At 65.5% G+C, this 20,472-nt stretch carries 22 protein-coding genes and 1 pseudogene; 12 read left to right on the forward strand and 11 right to left on the reverse strand.

Features of this window, described 5'->3' with window-relative positions:
- Window positions 1-61: 61 nt before the first annotated feature.
- Window positions 62-1,804 carry an FtsX-like permease family protein gene (locus EAW56_RS01125; RefSeq protein ID WP_122084712.1) on the reverse strand — a complete coding sequence of 581 codons (1,743 nt, stop codon included), beginning with the start codon at window positions 1,802-1,804 and terminating at the stop codon, window positions 62-64.
- Window positions 1,801-2,508: an ABC transporter ATP-binding protein gene (locus tag EAW56_RS01130; protein ID WP_122084714.1), complete on the reverse strand. Its 708-nt coding sequence runs from the start codon at window positions 2,506-2,508 to the stop codon at window positions 1,801-1,803. The genes EAW56_RS01125 and EAW56_RS01130 overlap by 4 nt, the downstream gene beginning before the upstream one ends.
- A 118-nt stretch (window positions 2,509-2,626) precedes the next feature.
- Between EAW56_RS01130 and EAW56_RS01135 the strand changes: the two are divergent.
- Window positions 2,627-2,797: pseudogene (locus EAW56_RS01135) on the forward strand (transposase); the annotation flags it as partial.
- A gap of 15 nt (window positions 2,798-2,812) precedes the next feature.
- Here the strand turns inward: EAW56_RS01135 and EAW56_RS01140 are convergent.
- Window positions 2,813-3,979, reverse strand: a complete 1,167-nt coding sequence (locus EAW56_RS01140; RefSeq protein WP_167457370.1) for a PspC domain-containing protein — start codon at window positions 3,977-3,979, stop codon at window positions 2,813-2,815.
- Between the two features lie 132 nt (window positions 3,980-4,111).
- Here EAW56_RS01140 and EAW56_RS01145 point away from each other — a divergent pair, with 132 nt between their 5' ends.
- Both EAW56_RS01145 and EAW56_RS01150 read left to right on the forward strand, forming a co-directional pair.
- Window positions 4,112-5,308: an ATP-binding protein gene (locus EAW56_RS01145; protein WP_122084717.1), complete on the forward strand. Its 1,197-nt coding sequence runs from the start codon at window positions 4,112-4,114 to the stop codon at window positions 5,306-5,308.
- 20 nt (window positions 5,309-5,328) lie between these two features.
- Complete coding sequence (locus EAW56_RS01150; protein WP_095555547.1) at window positions 5,329-5,997, forward strand: response regulator; 669 nt, start codon at window positions 5,329-5,331, stop codon at window positions 5,995-5,997.
- Here EAW56_RS01150 and EAW56_RS01155 read toward each other — a convergent pair whose 3' ends face one another.
- Window positions 5,998-6,405, reverse strand: coding sequence for a hypothetical protein (locus EAW56_RS01155; protein ID WP_122084718.1), 408 nt, complete (start codon window positions 6,403-6,405; stop codon window positions 5,998-6,000).
- Between the two features lie 130 nt (window positions 6,406-6,535).
- Between EAW56_RS01155 and EAW56_RS01160 the strand changes: the two genes are divergently transcribed.
- Genes EAW56_RS01160 through EAW56_RS01170 form a run of 3 tightly spaced genes read left to right on the forward strand, consistent with a single transcriptional unit; the run spans window position 6,536 to window position 9,832 of the window.
- Complete coding sequence (locus EAW56_RS01160; RefSeq protein WP_208636473.1) at window positions 6,536-7,303, forward strand: hypothetical protein; 768 nt, start codon at window positions 6,536-6,538, stop codon at window positions 7,301-7,303.
- Complete coding sequence (locus tag EAW56_RS01165; protein ID WP_122084720.1) at window positions 7,304-8,851, forward strand: Y-family DNA polymerase; 1,548 nt, start codon at window positions 7,304-7,306, stop codon at window positions 8,849-8,851.
- Between the two features lie 42 nt (window positions 8,852-8,893).
- The gene (locus EAW56_RS01170) at window positions 8,894-9,832 is read left to right on the forward strand and encodes a sucrase ferredoxin (RefSeq protein WP_122084722.1); all 939 of its coding nucleotides are present in this window, start codon (window positions 8,894-8,896) and stop codon (window positions 9,830-9,832) included.
- Here EAW56_RS01170 and EAW56_RS01175 read toward each other — a convergent pair.
- Complete coding sequence (locus EAW56_RS01175) at window positions 9,798-10,574, reverse strand: HAD family hydrolase (RefSeq protein ID WP_122084723.1); 777 nt, start codon at window positions 10,572-10,574, stop codon at window positions 9,798-9,800. The two genes, EAW56_RS01170 and EAW56_RS01175, sit on opposite strands and share 35 nt — an antisense overlap.
- 78 nt (window positions 10,575-10,652) lie before the next feature.
- Here EAW56_RS01175 and EAW56_RS01180 point away from each other — a divergent pair, with 78 nt between their 5' ends.
- A complete protein-coding gene (locus tag EAW56_RS01180; protein ID WP_122084725.1) occupies window positions 10,653-11,813 on the forward strand; it encodes a hypothetical protein in 1,161 nt (386 codons plus the stop codon).
- Between the two features lie 158 nt (window positions 11,814-11,971).
- Here the strand turns inward: EAW56_RS01180 and EAW56_RS01185 are convergent, their stop codons facing one another.
- From EAW56_RS01185 to EAW56_RS01200, 4 genes are read right to left on the reverse strand one after another with little or no spacing between them, the layout of a single operon-like run.
- The gene (locus tag EAW56_RS01185) at window positions 11,972-12,652 is read right to left on the reverse strand and encodes a methionine ABC transporter permease (protein ID WP_095277750.1); all 681 of its coding nucleotides are present in this window, start codon (window positions 12,650-12,652) and stop codon (window positions 11,972-11,974) included.
- Window positions 12,649-13,680 (reverse strand): methionine ABC transporter ATP-binding protein, encoded by a 1,032-nt coding sequence (locus EAW56_RS01190; protein WP_122084726.1) that lies wholly within the window; start codon window positions 13,678-13,680, stop codon window positions 12,649-12,651. The genes EAW56_RS01185 and EAW56_RS01190 overlap by 4 nt, the downstream gene beginning before the upstream one ends.
- Window positions 13,680-14,564 (reverse strand): MetQ/NlpA family ABC transporter substrate-binding protein, encoded by an 885-nt coding sequence (locus EAW56_RS01195; protein WP_095277744.1) that lies wholly within the window; start codon window positions 14,562-14,564, stop codon window positions 13,680-13,682. The genes EAW56_RS01190 and EAW56_RS01195 overlap by 1 nt, the downstream gene beginning before the upstream one ends.
- 21 nt (window positions 14,565-14,585) lie before the next feature.
- Window positions 14,586-15,476 carry a MetQ/NlpA family ABC transporter substrate-binding protein gene (locus tag EAW56_RS01200; RefSeq protein WP_095536507.1) on the reverse strand — a complete coding sequence of 297 codons (891 nt, stop codon included), beginning with the start codon at window positions 15,474-15,476 and terminating at the stop codon, window positions 14,586-14,588.
- A 495-nt stretch (window positions 15,477-15,971) separates the two neighbouring features.
- Here EAW56_RS01200 and EAW56_RS12500 point away from each other — a divergent pair, with 495 nt between their 5' ends.
- Complete coding sequence (locus tag EAW56_RS12500) at window positions 15,972-16,202, forward strand: hypothetical protein (protein WP_133064907.1); 231 nt, start codon at window positions 15,972-15,974, stop codon at window positions 16,200-16,202.
- A gap of 21 nt (window positions 16,203-16,223) precedes the next feature.
- On the opposite strand, the gene EAW56_RS01205 is transcribed toward EAW56_RS12500, so the two are convergent.
- Window positions 16,224-16,571, reverse strand: a complete 348-nt coding sequence (locus tag EAW56_RS01205; protein WP_095553406.1) for an ArsR/SmtB family transcription factor — start codon at window positions 16,569-16,571, stop codon at window positions 16,224-16,226.
- Between the two features lie 82 nt (window positions 16,572-16,653).
- On the opposite strand from EAW56_RS01205, the gene arsB reads away from it, so the two are divergent.
- Both arsB and EAW56_RS01215 read left to right on the forward strand, forming a co-directional pair.
- Window positions 16,654-17,733, forward strand: a complete 1,080-nt coding sequence (gene arsB, locus EAW56_RS01210; protein WP_038589861.1) for an ACR3 family arsenite efflux transporter — start codon at window positions 16,654-16,656, stop codon at window positions 17,731-17,733.
- Window positions 17,734-17,742: 9 nt separating this feature from the next.
- Window positions 17,743-18,150: an arsenate-mycothiol transferase ArsC gene (locus EAW56_RS01215; RefSeq protein ID WP_038589864.1), complete on the forward strand. Its 408-nt coding sequence runs from the start codon at window positions 17,743-17,745 to the stop codon at window positions 18,148-18,150.
- A 183-nt stretch (window positions 18,151-18,333) separates the two neighbouring features.
- Here EAW56_RS01215 and EAW56_RS01220 read toward each other — a convergent pair whose 3' ends face one another.
- Entirely contained in the window at window positions 18,334-18,936 is a 603-nt protein-coding gene (locus tag EAW56_RS01220) for a TetR/AcrR family transcriptional regulator (protein ID WP_095536510.1), read from the reverse strand.
- Between the two features lie 89 nt (window positions 18,937-19,025).
- Here EAW56_RS01220 and EAW56_RS01225 point away from each other — a divergent pair, with 89 nt between their 5' ends.
- Together EAW56_RS01225 and EAW56_RS12920 are read left to right on the forward strand one after the other, a co-directional pair.
- Window positions 19,026-20,030 carry an ABC transporter permease gene (locus EAW56_RS01225; protein ID WP_231699057.1) on the forward strand — a complete coding sequence of 335 codons (1,005 nt, stop codon included), beginning with the start codon at window positions 19,026-19,028 and terminating at the stop codon, window positions 20,028-20,030.
- A gap of 68 nt (window positions 20,031-20,098) precedes the next feature.
- Window positions 20,099-20,449: a VOC family protein gene (locus EAW56_RS12920; RefSeq protein ID WP_233126926.1), complete on the forward strand. Its 351-nt coding sequence runs from the start codon at window positions 20,099-20,101 to the stop codon at window positions 20,447-20,449.
- The last annotated feature ends 23 nt before the right edge of the window (window positions 20,450-20,472 follow it).

Consider the following 20,472-nt stretch of genomic DNA (forward strand, 5'->3'; position numbering starts at 1 on the left):
ACCTGCAGGGAGGCGGCGCTTCGCGTTGCGGGGGCCTCTTTAGGCGCCGGCACGCCAGTGTCTAGGGCGCATCTGCGCCACGCTCGTCCTTGTCTGGAGTTGGCAAGAAGGCAGTCGCACTCGTGCCTAAGAAGACGAGGACAAAGAGCACCCATAGCCCTGGGGGAAGGTAAGGCAGCAGCGCCCCCGGGTACGCCGAGACTGCGACATGGACGGCGACCGTGTACCAGATGCCCACTAGGAGCGCTGTCAGCATGGCAACACAGTACGGAAAGAGGATTGCCCAGAACTCTGCTCGCTGGATCGCGCCTTGGGTACGGCCCAGAAGACGCAGTGGTGAGAAGAACGCATGCAAATTGGCCCGCTTGCCCATCACAGAGACCGCGAGGACCAGGCAGATCGCCAGCAGAGTGTAGGCCGCGGTGGGTACGAAGCCGGCGGTTCCGTCGCCGTGGGGCCCGTACATGATCTGGCTATCCATATCCACATGCCGTACCCAATCCTGCGCGGACTCCACTCGGAGATGATCCGGTGCGCTAGCCGATTCTGCGACCACGGGAAGCCCCCATTCCGGTTTGACCGGAGACTCGCTAGAAATACCGGAGAACGGCACCATGAAGTCTGGGTAGAAGGGGCTGTGAGCTTTCACCGGCGCCCCGGGCGAGAGTAGCTGCCCTATCACGTGGTCATTCGATCCGGCCAGAGAATAGTCATTCGCCTTCTCCATCGGTACGGAGGTCTCCCCCGCGGATTCGAAGTCCGAAGGCTGCCAGTAGACGACCCCACGGCAGTCGTCGCCGATCTCCTCACATACACCGTCTGCTTCCTGCGCTTCCAGTAGGCGAAAATCTTGGCCAACGACGACTGGGACCGTTTGGAAATTCTGGGAGCCTACGTAATTTGCCGCCCATAAGGAGGTCTGTGCACCTGTGAAGCCTGCCAGCGGAATGGCTACGAGCGCGGTAGCAAGCCCCACCCTCGAGGTCGTCCCGACGGTTTCGGAGGAGCGGATGCCTAGCGCGGGTGCCGACCATCCGCTGACCTTTTTGATCGCTGCGGCTGCCCAACGAGCTAGCGCCCGGGCGAAGGTGCCGGCAAGTGTGACAGCGAGGAACGGCAAGGTGAAGACGAATATCAACACGACAGGCCCTGGCGGAGTCGTCACCATACACCAGATACCCGCGGCAATATTGACCACTGCGAGCACTAGGCCAACCAGCCCCACCAAGGATTTGGACTTACCTACTGTCGCCGCTCCCCGATCCCCGGTTTTGGCCAGCACCTTGTCGACGTTGAGAATCCCCACGCCGAGGAGGTACAGGGGGACTAAGACCAGCAGTGACGACCAGGCAACGTCAAAGGGCGAGCCCCAGTGATCTGGCAGTTGCTTGTTGAGCCCTAGCAGAATCACCTTGAAAAGCGGCGTCGCTAACAACCGTCCCAACACGACCGCGGAAGCGCTTGCCAGAAGCGCCAGGCACGCCCCTTGCAGGAGCAGGTGCCTGGTTAAAAACGCCCTGCCTATGCCGAGAATCCGCAGCGCTTGCAAGGTATTTCGGTGGTCAGCGATAAAATTCTGATGCGCCAACCGGATCCCGGCGAATGCCGGGATGATCGCAATCAGGCTCATATTCGTCACGCCGGCCTTGAAGTCGCTGCTTCCGCCAGTCGAGAATGCGACGTAAAGGATGGTGCCGACGAGCGTGCCTATTACTACCGCAGCCAGTACGATTCCCCCGATGAAGGGGCGCGCCGTCACCGACAGCTCTCTCCGGTAGGCGGCGGTGGGAGTCATGGTCTTCATGAGCTATGCCCCATCTGCAGCAGCGTTTTTGCCTGCCCGTCGAAAAGCTCACGGTGGGAGCAATAGACCACTATCGCTCCCCGCTTCGCCGACTGGAGCAACAAGTCCTCGACCACGGTGACATTCGCTCCATCAAGCGCGCTGACGGGCTCATCCATGAGCACCAAGTCCGGTTGGGAAGCTAGTGCCTGGGCCACCGCAACGCGCTGGCGTTGACCCCCGGATAGCTCCCCCGGCAGGGCCTCTGTGAAAGGCTGCATGCCCAACGTGCCAAGCAGCTCATCCCTGCCCTGGGCGTCGAGGCCCCGTCCGGCGACGTGAACTGCCAGCTCGAGGTTCTCCCGGCAGCTGAGGCTAGGCAGGAGGGTCGGTGCCTGTGGTGCGTACCCGACGTGCGCGGCCCGCCACGAGGTGAGCTTCTTGGCCGCGCCCTTTCCGAACCGTTTACCGTCGATGGTTACCCTGCCTTCACTGGGTGAGCGCAGACCGGCTAGCAGATCCAGAACCGTGGATTTACCGCTTCCCGATGGGCCCCGGACTGCGTAGATGCCAGGCCGTGACAACGACAGCGCGGCATCCCGCAGAATATATGGCCCATATTTCGAGTATCGAAAAGAGATTTTATTCCAAACTATTGCGACCATCACAATTCCTATCTTGTTAGAGCGCATACGCTGCCCCAGTACGGGTGCTGCGATTTTCACGTAGCGTTGTCAAAAAGCGTTCGACAATTTCATCGTTTAAACCGTTCGTCGGCTCATCCAGAATGATCCCGCGACGGCCCAATGTCAGGGCATAGATAATTGACAATCTTTTCATAAAGATGTGCTCGCCTACTTTGATACCGGTGCATCCAACGGCCCCGTCGAGGCAATCAACGGCAGACTCGAACACCTACGCGGCATCGCCCTAGGATTCAAAAACCTCAACCACTACATCTTGCGGTGCCTGATCCACTCCGGACAACTACAGGACAAAATCAACGCACTCTAAAACCGGAAGGGCCCCTTAAGGCTCGCGGACGGTGACGTTGCCGATGTGGGTGGTGGCGTTGATACGCAGTGTCTTGCCCGGTGCATCGGGGTTGACGGTATCGGTGGGGCAGTCGGTCGAGCCGAGGTTGGTCGAGCAGCGCACCTCGACCGGCACGTCCTTCGGCAGCACGACGTCCACGTTGCCGATGTTGGTGTGCAGCGTGGCGGTGCGCTCTTGATCGAGGGACGGGAGGTCGCGATAGTCCACGTTCACGTCGCCCATGGTCTCGGAGACGTTGTTGACCTCGGTTTCCGTGGTGGTGGTGATATTGGAACCGCCGAACATGTTGCCCGCGTTACCGTTCTCGACGACGGCGGAGATCACTCCCAGGACGAGCACGCCGACCACGACGGCGACGGCGATCCACCAGCTGCGCTTGGAGCCTTTCGGAGGCGTGTCGTCGTCGGAAGCGTCGGCCTCGCTGTTCGGATCCGGCAGGTGCCACAGCTCCGGTGCAGCACCGAGTGGGTCCCACGCCGGCGGGGTGGCGGGGTGCGGGAATTCCGGCGGGGTGGTCAGGTTCGCCGTGGCGGATTGCGCGTAAGGGTTCTCTGGGGATTCGGCCGCGTCTGCTCGCCACGCGGTGGATCCGCCTGTGTCGGTGTTACCGGGGGCGGTGTAGGGACCGGACGGGTGAGCGTCGTGAAGCGTGCGCCCCTGCTGCGGCACGAGCAGACCGGCGGGTGGCTCCGGGGCGCGCTGGTAGAGCAGGTACCAGCCCAGTCCGAAGAGCGCGAAGGTGATGGCGGCGCTGTAGATGGTGGTGCCGTCGCTGGCGTAGGACAGGGACGGGAAGAAGACGAACATGCCGATGAGCAGCCAGATCGCCAGAGTGCGTTCCTTTTTGCCCGTCTTCGACTCGCGCGCGATGTTGCCTCGGCCGGTGGCGAGCGCGGACCAGGGGCTGAACGGGACGCCGAAGCGGCCCATGTTGATCCAGCACAGGAAGTAGAGGAACAGGCCGCCGCCGAAGCAGAGGGTGAGGACGACGAAGGCGATGCGGATGATCACGGGGTCGATGTTGTAGCGTGCGCCGAAGCCTTCGGCCACACCGGCGAGGACCGCGTTGCCGCCCTGGTCCTTCGGGATGCGGGGCGGGCGGGTCTCCCACATCTTGGTGAAGGTCTGTGTCGTTTCCATACCTTCATTATCGCCGGTCAGAGGTGGTGCGACCATCCGGAATTCCCCTGAACTTTGCGCGCGGCGGGGTGCGCGGAAAAGTCAGGGTTGTCCCCGATCCGCGCTGCAGGTGCGGGTGGAAGAATTGAGGGCATGGCAAAATCCACCCCGTACGCAGCGCAGCCCCCCGTACTGTATTCGCGCTTCACCCGGAGCCGCCGCAACCTCATGGTGGCAGGCATCGCCTCGGGCCTGGCGCGGTATCTCGGGGTGGACGAGCGCTGGGTGCGCCTGTTTTTCATCGTTGGCGCATTCGTCGGCGGCGCTGGCGCGTTGGCCTACGCGGCGCTGTGGATGACCACGCCGCTGGAGCCGAAGACCACCGACGCTGAGCCGGCGGTGACGCCGGAGATTGTGGGACATCAAAGCTGGACGCGGGTGGTCAACCTCGTGCTGGTGGCGGTGGCGGTCGCGGGCGCGCTCGTCTCGCTGAAGGTGTCGAGCGGCTTCGGCAGCTCGGTGGTGCTCGTCCTCGGCCTGTTTACCGTGGGCGCGGTGCTGGCGCTGCAGGCCTACGACAGGGAGATGGGGACGACGGCGAACGTGATCGCCTTGTCGGTGGGTGCGCTGCTGGTGATGGGCGGGGTGTTTGCAATCGCGATGCTGGGCGAGCGCGCAGGCATCACCGGGGTGGTGGTGTCGGTCCTGGTCACGGTGTGCGGCGTGGCGGTGCTGGTCATCCCGCTGCTGATGCGCCTGACTTCCTCGCTGCTCGCGGAGCGCGAGGCGAAGGCGGTAGCGGATCAGCGCGCGGAGATCGCCGCCCGGCTGCACGATTCGGTGCTGCAGACCCTCGCCCTGATTCAAAAGCAGGCCGAGCACCCCGAGGAGGTCGCCCGCCTTGCGCGCGGCCAGGAGCGCGAGCTTCGCGCCTGGCTTTTCGACGCCCCCGAGCACCCCTCGACGACGCCCGCCTCACTCTTCCAGGCGCTCAACCGGGCGGCCGGGGAGGTCGAGGACACCTTCGGCGTGGTGATCCGCCCCGTCACGGTGGGCGAGGACCCCGCGCTCACGGAGGACAACGAGCCGGTGGCGCTGGCCGCGCGTGAGGCCATGGTGAACGCCGCGAAGCACAGCGGCGCCGAAGCGATCGACGTCTACGCCGAAAACCTCGCCGGCCAGCTCGCCGTGTTCGTGCGCGACCGCGGCGCGGGCTTCGACCAGCGCTCGATCCCGGAGGACCGCCACGGGGTGCGCGACTCCATTATCGGTCGCATGGAGCGCGCCGGCGGGACGGCCCGGATCACGTCGGCGCCTGGAGAGGGGACGGAAGTGGAGCTGACGCTGTAGGCACCGTTAGCCTGGTTGTTATGGTTCGCGTCTTTCTTGTAGATGATCACTCCGTGTTCCGCGCCGGCGTGCGCGCCGAGCTGGCGGAAAAGGTCGAGATTGTCGGCGAGTCCGGCACCGTCGCCGACGCGATCGAGGGCATTCGCGAGAGCAACCCGGACGTCGTGCTCCTCGACGTGCACATGCCGGACGGCGGCGGGCTGGCGGTGTTGCGCGCGGTGCAGAAGACACAGCAGGGGGAGTTGGCCACGAAGTTCCTCTGTCTGAGCGTGTCCGACGCCGCCGAGGACGTCATCGCGCTCATCCGCGCGGGTGCCCGCGGCTACGTGACCAAGAACATTGACGGCGCGGAGCTCGCCGAGGCGATCGCCCGAGTTGACGGTGGGGATGCGTACTTCTCGCCGCGCCTGGCCGGCTTCGTCCTCGACGCCTTCGCTTCGGGCGGGGTGGTCGAGGATCCGGCAGGCGAGCCGGTCAAGGTGGAGGACCCTGCGGTGGACGCGCTGACCCGCCGCGAGCTGGAGGTGCTGCGCCTGCTCGCCCGCGGCTACACCTACAAGGAGATTGGCAAGCAGCTGTTCATCTCGGTGAAGACGGTGGAGACGCATGCGTCGAATATCTTGCGCAAGACGCAGACCTCCAACCGCCACCAGCTCACCCGCTGGGCTGCGGACCGGGACTTGGACTAGCTAGGCGTAGGCGAGCCGCCGCGAGCCGTCGACGTGAGGAAATAGCAGCCACGCGAGCGCGAAGAGTCCCACGAACACGAGCAGCGCGCCCCACACCGGCCACTGCAGCAGCGGCGCAAGCATGAGCAGCAGCCACCAGAGCATCAACGGCACGAGCATGCTTATCGACGCCACCGTGGACGCACCTTTCTGCGCCGCAAATTCGCGCATCGCGCGCCGGTAGGGGTGTGCAAGCGTCACACCGAGCGCCACCGCGATGCACGCAATCGCGACGACCGCCCGGACCGCGATTGGCGCCGACGACGCCATGATGGCGACCGACCCGGCCACCCCCGCGGACCCTGCGGCGCGCACGGCGAGCGGGGTGGGGATCGGGGTGACGCGGGAGCGGATGTCGCTGGGGAACATGGGCAGTACTGTAGCAGGAGTAGGTGGGGTGGCGGAGGGTGTGACGTCGAGAAGCGTGGCTCGCTATATTCGCAAACCCGTGCGACCTCGGCGGTTGCCTATGTTCGGGGCGGGGTGCATACTATGTGGCGTGAACAGAACGTCCATTCGAGCGCTCAGCGGGGTGCAGAACAGTGCAGGTCAGGATGTGGAAAGTGTCCCTGACGTGGATCGGCATGCCCGGATTGCGCAGCTCCGCGCCCGGATGGCGGAGATGGGCGGGCAGGCCGCGCCGAACGTTGTGGTGGGCGAGGATGTGCTGCCTGTGGGCGGCGGTTTTTCGCAGGTGTTGCCGAATGGCGGGCTGCCGCGCCACGCTGTCACGCAGGTGAGCGAGACGCCCGCGCTGGTAGTCGAGCTGCTCGACCGCGTTGCCGGGGCGGGAGGCAGCGCGGGTGTGATCGGGTGGCCGGAGCTCTCGTACGCGGGCATGGCGGCCAGTGCGCTCGAGCGGGTGATCGCGGTGCCGGAGCCGGGGATCGAGGACCTCGCGGTGGCGGGCGTGCTCGCAGAGGGGCTCGACCTGGTGGTGCTGCGCACCCGGACTGCGCTCCAGCTGAGCCCGGTGCGCGCCCGGCCACTGCTCGCGCGACTGCGCAAGGGCAACGCCGCGCTGGTGGCGGTGAACGTGTCGGTGCCTTCGCCCGCGCTGCGGGTCACCGGGCAGATTGCGCAGTTCCACGGCATCGGCCGGGGCGCGGGGCGCATCCGGAGGATCGACGTGCGCGTGCGCGCCGAGGCGAAGGGATGGCCGGGCGCGACGGTAACGCTCACGCTCGGCGCAGGTGCTGCGAGCGCTGCGGGTGCTGCAGGTGCTGCGGACGCTGCCCCCGGCCGTCGCCTGAAGGCGGTGCCTTAAATGCGGGTGGCGGCGCTGTGGTTCCCCGACTGGCCCGTGCAGGCCGCCACCCTGGACGCGGCCGATACGCTGCAAGAACCGATTGCCATTGCCGCGCAGCACCGGATCAAGGTGTGCTCGCAGGCCGCGCGCCGGGCGGGCGTGCGCCGCGGCATGCGGGTGCGCAACGCCCAGGCGCTCGCGCCGGAGCTCACGGTGGTGGAGGATAACCCGGACCGCGACGGGCGCATGTTCGCCTCGCTCGCCGGCGGGCTCGACGACGTCGCCGCCTCCGTCGAGGTCCTGCGCCCCGGCCTGATTGTGGCGGACCTGCAAGCGGCGGCCCGCTTCCACGGAAGCGAGGACACGGCCCTGGAAATGATGCTGGACGCCGCCCAGCGCAGCGGCATTGAAGCCTTCGTGGGCGCCGCCGACGAGCTGGCCACCGCGGTGATTGCCACGCGCACCTCCCAACTCGTCGCCCCGGGCGCGTCCGCGCAATTCCTCGCGCAGCAGCCACTGAACACCCTGGTCGCGGAGGTGGCGCTCGGCGCGGACATCCCGACCGTCAACGCGCTCGGCCAGCTGGGCATCACCACGCTGGGCCAGCTCGCGCAACTGCCGCCGCAGGCAGTAACCACCCGCTTCGGGGCCGGCGGGATGCGCATCCACCGCATCGCGAGCGCCGCACCGGACCGCCGCGTCGCCCCCGAACTCCCGGCCGCGGACCTGGCGGTCGGGCTGACCCCGGAGGACCCGATCGAGCGCGTCGACGCCGCCGCGTTCGCCGCCCGCGCGCTGGCCGCCACGCTGCACGAGCGGCTCGCCGAGCGCGGCGCGAGCTGCCTGCGCCTGAAGGTGATCGCGGAGCTGGCCACCGGCGAGCGCGTCGAGCGCGTCTGGCGCACCCGCGAAGCACTCACCGAGTCCGCCACCGCGGACCGCGTGCGCTGGCAGCTCGACGGTTGGCTCACCGGCGGCGGCGCCGGCGCGATCACCTCCCTCATCCTGGAGCCGCTCGAGCTGGCCGCGCCCGAGGCTCGCGAGCTCTTCGGCGGCGGGGCAGCGCAGACGCGCGGCGAGGCGCGCCGCGTGATCGAGCGTGTGCAGTCCCAGCTGGGCATCGACGCAGTGGTCCAGCCGCGCGCCGTCGGCGGCCGCGGCGTGGCCGAGCGCATCGCCTTCTCTCCCTTCGGCGAGCAGCCACCCGCCACAGCCACCCAGCCGTGGCCGGGCGCGATCCCCGCGCCGCTGCCAGCCCGCCTCGGCGGCGGCATCGACCACCCGGCCTCGCGCATCATGCTTATCGACGCCCACGCGCACCCCATCACCGTCACTGCCGAAGCCCTCCTGTCCTCGGACCCCTACGCGCTGGCCTGGGGCGAGCACAAGTACCTGGTCACGGGGTGGGCCGGCCCCTGGCCCGTGGACGAGGGCTGGTGGGGTGCGGCCGGGCAGCGCGTGGCGCGACTCCAGGTCGTCGGCGAGGAGCAGGAGGCGGGCAGCGTCGCGGAAGCGTGGCTGCTGGTGTGGACCCGGCGCAGCTGGCGCGTCGAAGCGGTGTATTGAGGCCGTGTATTAGGGCACCCTAAAGGTTGTAGGGTAGAGGGCATGAGTGAGGAAACGTTGACCAGTACCCCGGCCGCGTCCTGTTCCGACGTCCAGGTCGAGTCGCTTCCCGGCACGGCGAAGCCGGGTTCGACGTACGTGCTCTTCGAGTGGCCGCACGCCTGGACCCACGACGTGCTCGACGGCGGCACGCTCGGGGAGGAGCTCACCGAGAAGCTCAAAGCGCACCTCGCCGAGTACGACGCCTCCCTGCTCCTCATCCGCCACCCCACGCGCGAGGGCCGCCAGATCGACGACCACCACGTCTACCTCGTCTTCGCCGAGGACGAGGCCACCGAGGTCATGCACGTCGACGGCCCCGAAGCACTCCTGGAGCTGGACCTGTCCGGCCCGGGCAAGAATGCCGCGGCGGGCGCGACTGCGCGCACCAAGCCACTGCTGCTCGTATGCACGCACGCCAAGCGCGACCGCTGCTGCGCGGTGAAGGGCCGCAGCATGATCAACAAGCTGGTGCAGAAGTACCCGTTCGGCCACGGCAACGACGTGGTGTGGGAGACCTCGCACATCAAGGGCCACCGCTTCGCGCCGACGATGCTGCTCATGCCGTGGGCCTACAGCTTCGGCCGGATGACCTTCGAGGCCACCGACGCCATGCTGGAGGCCGCGCTGCGCGGCGAGTACTTCGTCCCCGGCAATCGGGGGCGCGGCACGCTGAGCGCCCCGGCGCAGGCCGCCGAAGTTGCGGTCGCGGCCGAACTGGCGCGTGCCGGCGAGCAGGTGCGCTACGGCGAGCTAGAGGTCACCGACGTTGCGGTGACGGATGATGGGGGATACGTGCGCGTCGATAAGCACGGGGCGTCCTACACCGTGGAGCTTGCGCGCAAGGAGATTTCCGGGGTCGTGCCGTCGTGCGGTAAGCCCGCGAAGGACGGCGAGAGCTGGGTGCCTACCGCGGTGACAGCGCGTCCGCCACGCGCGTAATCACGTGGTCGGTGGCCGCGCGGACATCGGCCGGGGAGTGGGCGAAGCTGTAGGAATGGTCCGCGATGGCGTGCATGGACATGTCGTTCCATGAGTCGCCGAAGGTGAAAAGCTCCACGTCAGAGCGGTCAATGTGCAGGCGGTCAAGGAGCTCGAGGATACCCGCGCCCTTCGTGCGGCCCGGCGCCATGATGTCCACGTACTGCTGGTTCTGCGCGACGGTGTAGTCCCCGGCAAGCGACTCGCCCCAGGCCACGACCTCGCGGCGCAGCGCCTCATCCGTGGGCACCCAGATCGGCACAACCGCGAACTGATGCTCCGGGATGTCCGCGCGGGTCATGGGCGTGAAGTGCTCGGTGAAGTGACTTATCCCGCCGGTGTTGTCGGCAAACACACCGTCAATCGGGCCGATCGTCGTGCCGTAGATGGCCAGGCCGGCGCGCTCGCCGAAGGCGTCCAGCGCAGCGAGGAGCACGCCCGGGTCGATGGTGTAGCCGAAGAGGAGCTCGCGGTTGTCGCCCGTGGTGGCGGACGCGCCATTGGAAAGGACCTGGTAGTCGAAGGCGAGCGTGCTGCCGCGCATGCCGTAAGCGAGGGCGGAGCGGGAGCGGCCCGTGGCGGAAATGGCGAGGTGGCCGGCGTCGCGCCACGCCCTGATCGCGGCAAGGTCGGCGGGGCTGAACCCCTTCGGCTCGTCGGGGTGGTGGAGGGTGCCGTCGAAGTCAAAGGCCGCGATCTTCATACTGACGAGTCTAGGGGTGCAGCACGAGGCCATGAACTTGCACCGACAGCATCGCGTCCGCGCCCATATACTTCCCGTATGGCTATCGCACAATGGGAAACAAATGCTGGCGGCGCACCCCTGCAGATCCAGGCCGAGGTCGCGCCGCGTTTCTTCCGCTCCGAGGACGAGGAGCAGGCGGAATTCGCGCAAGCGCTCGTCGACGCGGTGCGGGAGGCCGCGGACGAATACACCGGCTCCGAGGAGCTGCCGACCGAATACCCGGATGAGGCGGTCGAGTCGCTGGCACACACGCTCAACGGCATCGGGGAGCTGCGCGAGGCGCTCGACGAGGGGATCTCGCCCGCAGAGGCAATGTTGCGCCTGAACCGGATCGACCAGGAACTGGCGCGGCTGTCGGAGCTGGACCCGCGCTTTGTCCCGGCTCGGTACTTCGCCCGCCGCGGGTGGATCGCGGCCGGCGACTTCGACCTGGGCGCGGTCGAGCAGGTCTGCGCGGAGCTGCCGGGCCTCCTGCCCGCGCCGGAGCAGACCGATGAGGGGCTGGCGTTCCACGCCTCGCTCTGGACCGAGGACCCGGCGCCCGAGCTGGAGGTGTACGCCGAGGTTGCGGACATCATGGCGGCCGTGACGCTGCGCACCGACGGCCCAGCGTTCGGCGTTCTCCGCGCGCTCGCCGCGGTGCCCGAGCGCATGCTCGACGCCCTCCCTGGCCTGCCTCCCGCGTCTTTCTACGCCGAGGCGGCCTATGCCAAGCACGTCAGCGATCTGCGCTTCACCGACGCCTTCCAGGAGGACAACGCCTATCGACGCCTTGTCATCGACGCCCTGGCGCAGTCCCTGAAATTCCTCGCGGCCCACTCGCCCCGCTACGAGTTCCCCCTGCGCATGTCGGACGTCGTGGCCAGGATGGCCGAGCGAACCGAGCCAGAGGCGCTCGAGCTGGGGGCCCTGATGGGGCTCCTCGAGCACATTCAGTCCTGGCTGCCGCGCGCCGTCAACGACCTGGTGCCGCCGTGGTGGTTCGGCGAGGACAACGAGGACACCATTGAGGGCCTTGTCGCCAGCCTGACCGCCGACCAGTACGTCCGGATGGTCGCTGTGATGGACGCCAGCGCCGGGCAGCTTACCGACGAGGGCCTGCCCGACCGCGCGGCGTTCCAGGCCATCCCCGTCGACGACCTGACCATGGAGATGCTGGCCGCGGAGAACGTCACGCTCTTCGCAGAGGAGCTCTAGGCTGGCCGTCGGGCTGCGGGGGCCGCGGGGTTGCGCGGCCGACGGGACGTGCGCGGCCCCGACAAGACACATGACGAGAACCCCTTGACGAGGTCGCTGATGATTCCCAGCACCTTCGTCAAGGGGTTCTCGTCAAATAGAACCGGCGCAGCCTACACCTACCGGCGCATGACCTTCTTCGACAGCACGTTGCCCAGCAGCTGCGCGAGCTGGACCACGACCACGATGACGATCACGGCCGCCCACGTCACCTGCGGCTCGAACTGGCGGTAGCCGTAGACGATGGCGAAGTCACCGATGCCGCCGCCGCCGATGTAGCCGGCCATCGCGGACATATCGATCACGGCGATGAAGATGAAGGTGTAGCCCAGGATCAGGGGACCGAGCGCCTCGGGCAGGATCACGGACTGGATGATCTTCCACGGTCCGGCGCCCATGGAGCGGGCGGCTTCGATCACGCCCGGGTCGATGGCCACCAGGTTCTGCTCCACGATGCGGGCCACGGTGAATGTGGCGGAGAAGCACATGACGAACGTGGCGGCGCCGCGGCCGATGGTCGTGCCCACCACACCGAGCGTGATGGGGTAGAGCATGGCGATCATGATGATGAACGGGATCGGCCGGAAGAAGTTCACGGCGATGTTGATGATCCAGTACACCACCGCGTTCTGCAGAATGCCGCCCGGCCGGGTGGTGTAGAGGAAGATACCCAGAAGCAGGCCGAAGAAACCGCCAACAACCATGGTGATGCCCACCATCCACATGGTGTCGCCGATGGATTCGATGAAGGTGGGGCCGAGGCGGTCCCAGTCGGGTTCGGCGAGGATCATTTCGTTCATCGGGTGATCTCCTCAATGTCGGTAGTGGACTGCAGGGTGTGGAGGAACTCGTTGATGGCGGCGTCGTCGCCGTTGAGGCGCACCGTCATCTTGCCGAAGGAGTGCGACTGCAGGGTGGCAATGCCCGCGTGCACGGGCTGGATGCTCACGCCACGTTCGCGCGCCTTAGAGGCCGCGCCGAAGAAGCCGGAGTCCTCGGAGAGGTCGACGGTGAAGAGGCGGCCGGGTGCGGCGTCGAGAAGCTCTTGTGCCTCGACCTCGTTGGGGGTGTTGCGCAGGCTGGTGGAGACGAAGCGCTTGGCCACCGCGGTTTGCGGGTCGGAGAAGACGTCGTAGACGCTGCCGTACTCGACGACCTGGCCGGCCTCCATGACGGCGACCTTGTCGGCGATGGAGCGGATCACGTCCATCTCGTGGGTGATCACCACGATGGTGATGCCGAGCTCTTCGTTCACGCGGCGCAGCACCTCGAGGACCTCGTGCGTGGTCTCGGGGTCGAGCGCGGAGGTCGCCTCGTCGGCGAGCAGCAGCGAGGGGTTGGTGGCCAGGGCGCGCGCAATGCCGACGCGCTGCTTCTGTCCGCCCGAGAGCTGCTCGGGGTAGTTCTTGCCGCGCTCGGCCAGGCCCACAAAGTCGAGCAGTTCGTTCACGCGGCGTTTGCGCTCTTGCTTATCGACGCCCGCGAGCTTCAAGGGGTACTCAATATTGCCAGCGGCGGTACGAGAATTGAAGAGGTTGAACTGCTGGAAGATCATGCCAACATTGCGGCGAATGTTGCGGAGCTGGCGCTCGGACTTGCCGACGACGTCGGTGCCGTCGAGAAGCAACTGCCCACCCGTGGGGGAATCGAGGCCGTTGATGAGGCGGACCAGCGTGGATTTGCCGGCACCCGAGTAGCCGATGACGCCGAGGATTTCACCCGGCTCGACAGTGAGCGTGACGCCGTCGACGGCGGTGACTTCGCGGTTGCCGGTTTTGAAGACCTTGGAAACGTCCCGGAACTCGATCCGGGTGCCGGTGTTGGGCATTACTTGTACTCCTCCACAAGCTCATCGAGGATCTTGTTCAGGTCCTCCTTGGAGCGCTGGACCTGCACGGCGGTGCCGTTAGAGTCCTCGTTGAGCGCCTCGGTGACCTCGGCGGACTGCCAGATCTCCACGAGCTTCTCGTAGGTCGGGTTGTCCACCTCGTCCGCCTTCACGGTGAAGACGTTGATGTACGGCTCGGCCAGCTCGGAGTTCGGGTCGTCCGCGGCGACGGAGGAAGCCGGGTCGATGCTGGCGCGCTGCAGCCAGTTGTTGTTGATGATCGCCGGGCGGCCCTCGTGGTACGCGTTCGGCGTCTGGGAGGCGTCGACGGCGACGACCTTCACCTTGGAGGCGGCCTCGTCGATGTCTGCCGGGGTCGGCGTGAGCTTCGGCGCGCCCTCCTTCAGCTTCAGCAGGTCGGCCTGGACGAGCACGTTGATCGCGCGGCCCTGGTTGGACGGGTCGTTCGGGATCGCGACCTCCTGGCCCTCGATGCCGTCGACGGAATCGTGATCCTTCCAGAACAGGCCCAGCACGTTGATCTCGCCGGAGCCGACGATGCGGAGATCCTCGTCGGAGGTGGCGTTGTACTGCGCCTGGTAGTTGATGGTCTGGAACTTCGACACATCCATCTGGCCCTCGGTGTGCGCCGGGTTGACCTGCGGGTACTCGGAGAAGCGGACGATGTCCAGCTTGATGCCCTGCTCCTTGGCCTGCTCCTCAAACACGGACCACGCTTTCAGATCGGCGTCGGTGGTGCCGATCTTTACCGTGGTGGTATCGCCGGAGCTATTCGACGAATCCGACTCGGAGCCGCACGCCACAAGGCTCGTCGCGGCGATAACGGAGGCCGCTGCTGCGGCGAGGAAACGGTTGGTACGCATGACGGTAAATTCCTTTGCTAACTACTTGCTCTGCAGGCGGTCGAGGATGTCGTTGAGCTCGTTGGCCGGGCGGCTGACCTCAACGGCGGTGCCGCGGGAGTCCTCCTGGACCGCCTCGGTCACGGCCGGGTCGTGCCACAGCTCGGCGAGCTTGACGTAGGTCGGGTTTTCCACGTCCTCGGCGCGGGAGGCGAACACGTTGATGTACGGCTCGCCCTGCTCGGAGCCCGGGTCGTCCTGGAAGATGGCCTGATCCGGCTCGATGCCGGCGCGGTCCAGCCAGGAGTTGTTGATAATTGCCGGGCGGCCCTCGCCGTACGCAGACGGGGTCTGGGATGCGTCCACCGGGACCACGGAGACCTTGGACGCCTCGGTGTCTACATCGACCGGAGCCGGCGCGTACTCGTCAGCGCCGTCCTTCAACTCCAGCAGGCCTGCCTGGACCAGCACGTTGATGGCGCGGCCCTGGTTGGTGTCGTCGTTGGGGATGGCCACCTCTTCGCCCTCAATGCCGTCGAGGGAGTCGTGATCCTTCCAGAACAGGGCGAGCGGGTAAATCTCGGAGGAGCCAACGACCTTGAGGTCGTTGCCGGAGTCCTTGTTATAGGAGGACAGGTAGAGGATGTGCTGGAACTTGTTCAGGTCCAGCTCGCCCTGCGCGAGCGCCTCGTTGACCGGGGCGTAGTCGGAGAACTGGACGATGTCCAGGTCGATGCCCTCGTCGGCGGCTAGGTCCGAGAAGACGGACCACGCCTTCTGGTCCGCATCCGTGGTGCCGATCTTGACGGTGACGTTGCCGTCGCCGTCGGTGTTCTGGCCGGCCGTGTCGTCGGACTCGTTCGAGCAGGCGACGAGGCTGGTGGCAAGAAGGGTGGAGGCCGCGATCGTGGCGAGAGTGCGCGAGATACGCATGTTGGCTCCTTTGTTGAGTTCGGGAATTGTTGACGGATAGAAATCTAGCACCCAATGTACCGCTTAGTCTATGTTTGCGGGATATTGCTTACTAAGCTGTCTATCTTGTCTTTGGAATTGGCCCATGCGTATCTCTGCGAGCTGTGTTTGCTTCGGCATTTTGCGCGTCCGTTGCGATGCGGCGCAGCGCGTCGCGCAGATGGTCGGTTTCGGGGCTGGAATCCATGAGTAGTTGAGTGTCTAAATCGCGACATACCCAGAGCAAATGCCATGCAAGATCGTCCCAGTCCGGCGCACCGGTGATGAAACTAGAGCCGTGATCAGTAGCCTCAATCTCTGAGCGATACGTGGAGGGGATTCGGGCGGCGACCTCTTCCGGTGTCGCTGTGGGGTGGACGCGAGCCGCGCAACTGAAACGTTGCGCGATATTGGTGCTTAATGCTGGGAATGGGGCTGCGCGAGGGTTAAACCTGCCGCAAGTTCCCCGGCCACAGCGTGATCACCGGCGTCGATGGCGTGCTCTGCCCGCCTGGCATGGCCATTCGTCTCGTCGAGCGGCACCGATTTTCTGGTCGTTGCACCGCGCGCAGACGACGTCTGGCTCAACCACTGCGCGCTGCGCGCCGGGTACGTCTGTCGCAAGTGAACCTCTCCGGCGGCAATGACACCCAGATTGCGGCGACGTATTCAGCTGAGGACGTGGCCAAGCTACGCGCCACGGAGTAACGGGGTTTGCGCCCGTTAGTCTCAGTCCATCTGTAGCACGGTGCGAAGTTCCTCGAACAGCTCCGGGCGCAGCCGGTGTATGACTGTCCTGCCCTGGCGGCTCTTTTCTAGGAGGCCGGCCTCGGTAAGCATTTTGAGGTGGTGGGAAACTGTCGGTTGGCTTAGCCCGGAGCGTTGCGTGAGTTCGCCCACGCTCATCGGCTCGCAGCCCTCTTCGGCGATTCTGGAGAGAAGTTGTAGTCGGCCGGGGTCCGCTAAAACTTTGAACAGGTCCGCGTAACGCGTCGCGTCGTCTTCGGAGAGCAAGCCGGAGCCCAGCGAGCAGCAGTCGAGGCCGGTGTTTTCTGTGGTGGCGACGTAATCGTTCATTCTTCCTACCTCGTCATATTGACAGTGATAAATATGCTGTTTAGTGTTCGTTTTGAATGCTGTCAATAGATAAGGATTCCAGATGGAAGACACAACCTCTCAGCCGGTAGAGCGTATGTCGTTTCTTGACCGCTTCCTGCCGGTGTGGATCATGCTCGCCATGGCGGCGGGCCTCGCCCTCGGCCGAGCGGTGCCGGGGCTTTCGGGCGCACTTGAGAGTCTCGAAGTCGGAAGCATCTCGCTTCCGATCGCGCTCGGCCTCCTGGTCATGATGTACCCGCCTTTGGCCAAGGTGCGCTACGACAAGACCCGCGAGATTGCCACCGACAAACGTCTCATGACCGTGTCCATCATCTTGAACTGGATTGTCGGCCCCGCGTTCATGTTCGCGCTCGCCTGGATCTTCCTGCCAGATGCCCCGGAGCTGCGCACCGGTTTGATCATCGTCGGTCTCGCCCGCTGCATCGCCATGGTGTTGGTGTGGTCCGACCTCGCCTGCGCTGACCGGGAAGCCACCGCAGTGCTGGTAGCTATCAACTCGGTGTTCCAGGTGGTCATGTTCGGCGTACTCGGCTGGTTCTACCTGCAAATCCTGCCTGCCTGGCTGGGGCTGGAAACCACCTCGGTGAAGTTCTCGTTCTGGGCGATCGTGTCCTCCGTGCTGGTCTTTTTGGGTATCCCGCTGTTGGCCGGGCTGCTGTCTCGCATTATCGGCGAGCGCACCAAGGGCCGCGACTGGTACGAAAACACCTTCCTGCCCCGGATCTCCCCACTCGCGCTGATCGGCCTGCTGTACACAATCGTCCTGCTTTTCTCGTTGCAAGGCGACCAGATCCTCTCCCAGCCGTGGACGGTGGCACGGGTGGCGATCCCGCTGCTGTGCTACTTCGTCGGCATGTTCGCTATTGCACTCTTGGTAGCCAAACTGTCCGGCATGGACTACGCCCAGTCGGCCTCGGTGGCGTTCACGGCTGCCGGCAACAACTTCGAGTTGGCCATCGCAGTGGCGATCGGCACGTTCGGCGCCACCTCCGCCCAGGCGCTGGCGGGCACCATCGGGCCGCTTATCGAGATCCCTATCCTCGTCGGCCTCGTCTACCTCATGCGTGGGATCGGCCCGAAACTGTTCCCGGGTGACCCAACCCTGCCCAAATTGTCCTAAGGAGACGTTATGAAGCCCTCAGTCTTGTTTGTGTGCGTCGGCAACGGCGGAAAGTCCCAGATGGCGGCGGCGCTCGCCGAGAAGCACGCGGGTAGCCAGCTCGGCATCCACTCCGCGGGCACCAAACCTGGCACGTCGCTGAACCAGGAATCGGTCGAGGCGATCGCAGAGGCCGGCGCCGACATGTCGCGCGGCACGCCCAAACCCATCGATCCGGAACTGCTGCGCAGCGTTGATCGCGTTGTGGTGCTCGGCGAAGACGCGCAGGTGGACATGCCCGACGACGCACGCGGCACGCTGGAGCGCTGGCGTACCGACGAACCCTCGCTCCGCGGCATCGAAGGCATGCAGCGCATGCGCCTCGTACGCGACGACATTGACGCCCGTGTGCGCTCGCTTATCGACGAACTCCTGTAACGGCCTTTAATACGCCGGAGTCATCGGGATGCGCTGCTTATTGCGGAACCGTGACGCCTGCATGCGTGCCGGCGACGTGCCGCGGTAGTGGGTGGTGGAGGGGGAGGTTGCGTACTTCGGATTGCTGGACGGTTTTCGGGAGCGTTGCTTCTCGATCCTCACACCGCCGCATTGTGGCACGAATTACACGATTGTGCTTTGTGAGTGGTTGCTTTGTGACCCTTCGGCCTGCGCCCGCAGCCCGTCGATAAACACGTCTACGAGCCACCCCCTGCTACGGGCGAACACCTCTTCTGCGATGGTTGGCAGCGGCCGCGACAGTGTGATGATGCCGAAATGGAAGTCTAGGACGTCGAGGTCGCCGGGGCACAGCCCGTACTTTTTCGCCTCCGTGAGGAGGGGACGGTAGAGGGCTTTTACCTTTTCTATCAGTATGTTTCGTTCCTCTTGGCCCATGTGGGGTGCGAACACGGGCAGGAATTCTTGGCCGACGGCAGGGAAGCCGTTGTCCACCATCTCAGTGATGGCGCAGCGCCACGTCGCCTCGGGGGCGCCGGGGAGGCGGGGAACGTGCTTGTCTACGATCGCGCGCATCTTGTCGATGATGTTTTCCAGCACCGCGCGGTAGAGGTCATCCTTGGTAGGGAAGTGGCGGCTCGCGGTGGCAACACCCACCTCTGCTTCCTTCGCAATGGTGCGCAGCGAGACCTTCGGCCCCATCTGGGCAATGAGCGTCGTGGCCGCCTCTACAAGCGCTTTGTGGTTTTCAGCAGCATCTTTTCGCATATCCGGCACTTTACCCTTGACAACCGAAAAATGAAACAATATGATCCACTTCGTAAAAGCGAAACAGTCTGTTCCACTTGGAGGAAACGATGAGCACAACCGTGGTGCAACAGGAAACCGCCACCACCGATGGCAGCCGCATCAACAACACCAACAGCACCGTGAAAAAGACCATCGCCCTGATTTTGGGCCTGCCGATAATCCTCGGCCTCATGCTGTGGGCGTTTCTTGCGCCCACCTTCGCCTCCGGCCCGGACGGGGTGCCGGTGGCAGTGGCGGGGCCGGAGCCGGTCGTTGAGAAGCTGCGTGCTCAGGCGGAGCAGCAGGAGGAGCACCCGGACTTCGTCGTGGTGAGCTCACAGGACGAGGCTGAAGATATGGTGCGAAACCGCGACGCGGTCGGCGCGATCGCAATCGGGCAGGGCAGCGCCACGGTCTACACCGCTTCCGGTAACGGTGCACCGTACGTGCAGATGCTCAATGGCCTTGCCCAGAACATGCAGTCCTCCGGCATGCCGGTGGAGACCGAGGATCTCGCCCCCACGACCGAGGATGACCCGCAGGCCCAGGGCCTCGCGTTGCTCGGCCTGCCGCTCGCGTTCGGTGGCGTGATCTCCGGAATGCTTGCAACCGTGCTGCTTCGTGGCCGCAAGTGGTCGAAGGTCGCAGTCATCACGGGTGTGTCCATCCTCGGCGCGGGTGTTGCGGTTTGGATGCTGCACGGCATCTACGGCTCGCTCAGCGGCAGCGTGGGCATGGAGTGGCTGGCTATCGCTGCCGGCATCGCCGCAACCTCGTCGGTCACCGCCGGTCTTGGCGCACTTCTTGGCGTGCCGGGTGCTGGCCTCGGCGCGGTGCTGACCATCTTTGTGGCTAACCCGCTGGCCGGCCTGGCCACAGGCCCATGGCTGCTGCCGGCCGGCTGGTCCGCACTGGGCCAGCTCATGCCGATTGGTGCGACCGGCTACCTCGTGCGCTCGCTGAGCTTCTTCGACGGCGCGGACGCGCAGGGTTCCTGGATCGTCCTGTGCAGCTGGATCGTCGTTGGCCTGATTCTGCTGGCCTTCGACCGTTCGAAGGAGAAGACCGCGTAGGTTGTCTCCACCCAAACACCCGTCGAGCGTCGGCGGGTGTTTCTCATGTCCTGTTAGATTCGGCGCACATGGCAACGACGACACAGCTCTATGTTTCTTTCCCCGGCAACGCACGCGAGGTGCTGGAGTTCTACCAATCCGTCTTCGGCGGCGATCTTGAGCTGCTCACCTACGGCGAACAGCTGGATCAAGGGGTGAAGTTCCCCTTCGACCCGCCGTGCGAGGCTATCGCCCACGCCACGCTTACCGGTCCGTTTTCCATTTCGGGCGGAGACGACCTCGAGCGCAATGAAACCAGCCTCAACCGGGGCGACTTCGGCTTCACCGCGTACGTGGAGACGCCGGAGGAAGGTGAGGCGCTCTACGCAACGCTTGCCGACGACGGCGGCAACGCCGTGATCAGTAGCTTCGATCTCTGAGCGGTACGAGGAGGGGATTCGGG

Origin of the sequence: Corynebacterium gottingense (genome assembly GCF_003693265.1) — a bacterium.
In the GTDB taxonomy this organism is placed as follows: domain Bacteria; phylum Actinomycetota; class Actinomycetes; order Mycobacteriales; family Mycobacteriaceae; genus Corynebacterium; species Corynebacterium gottingense.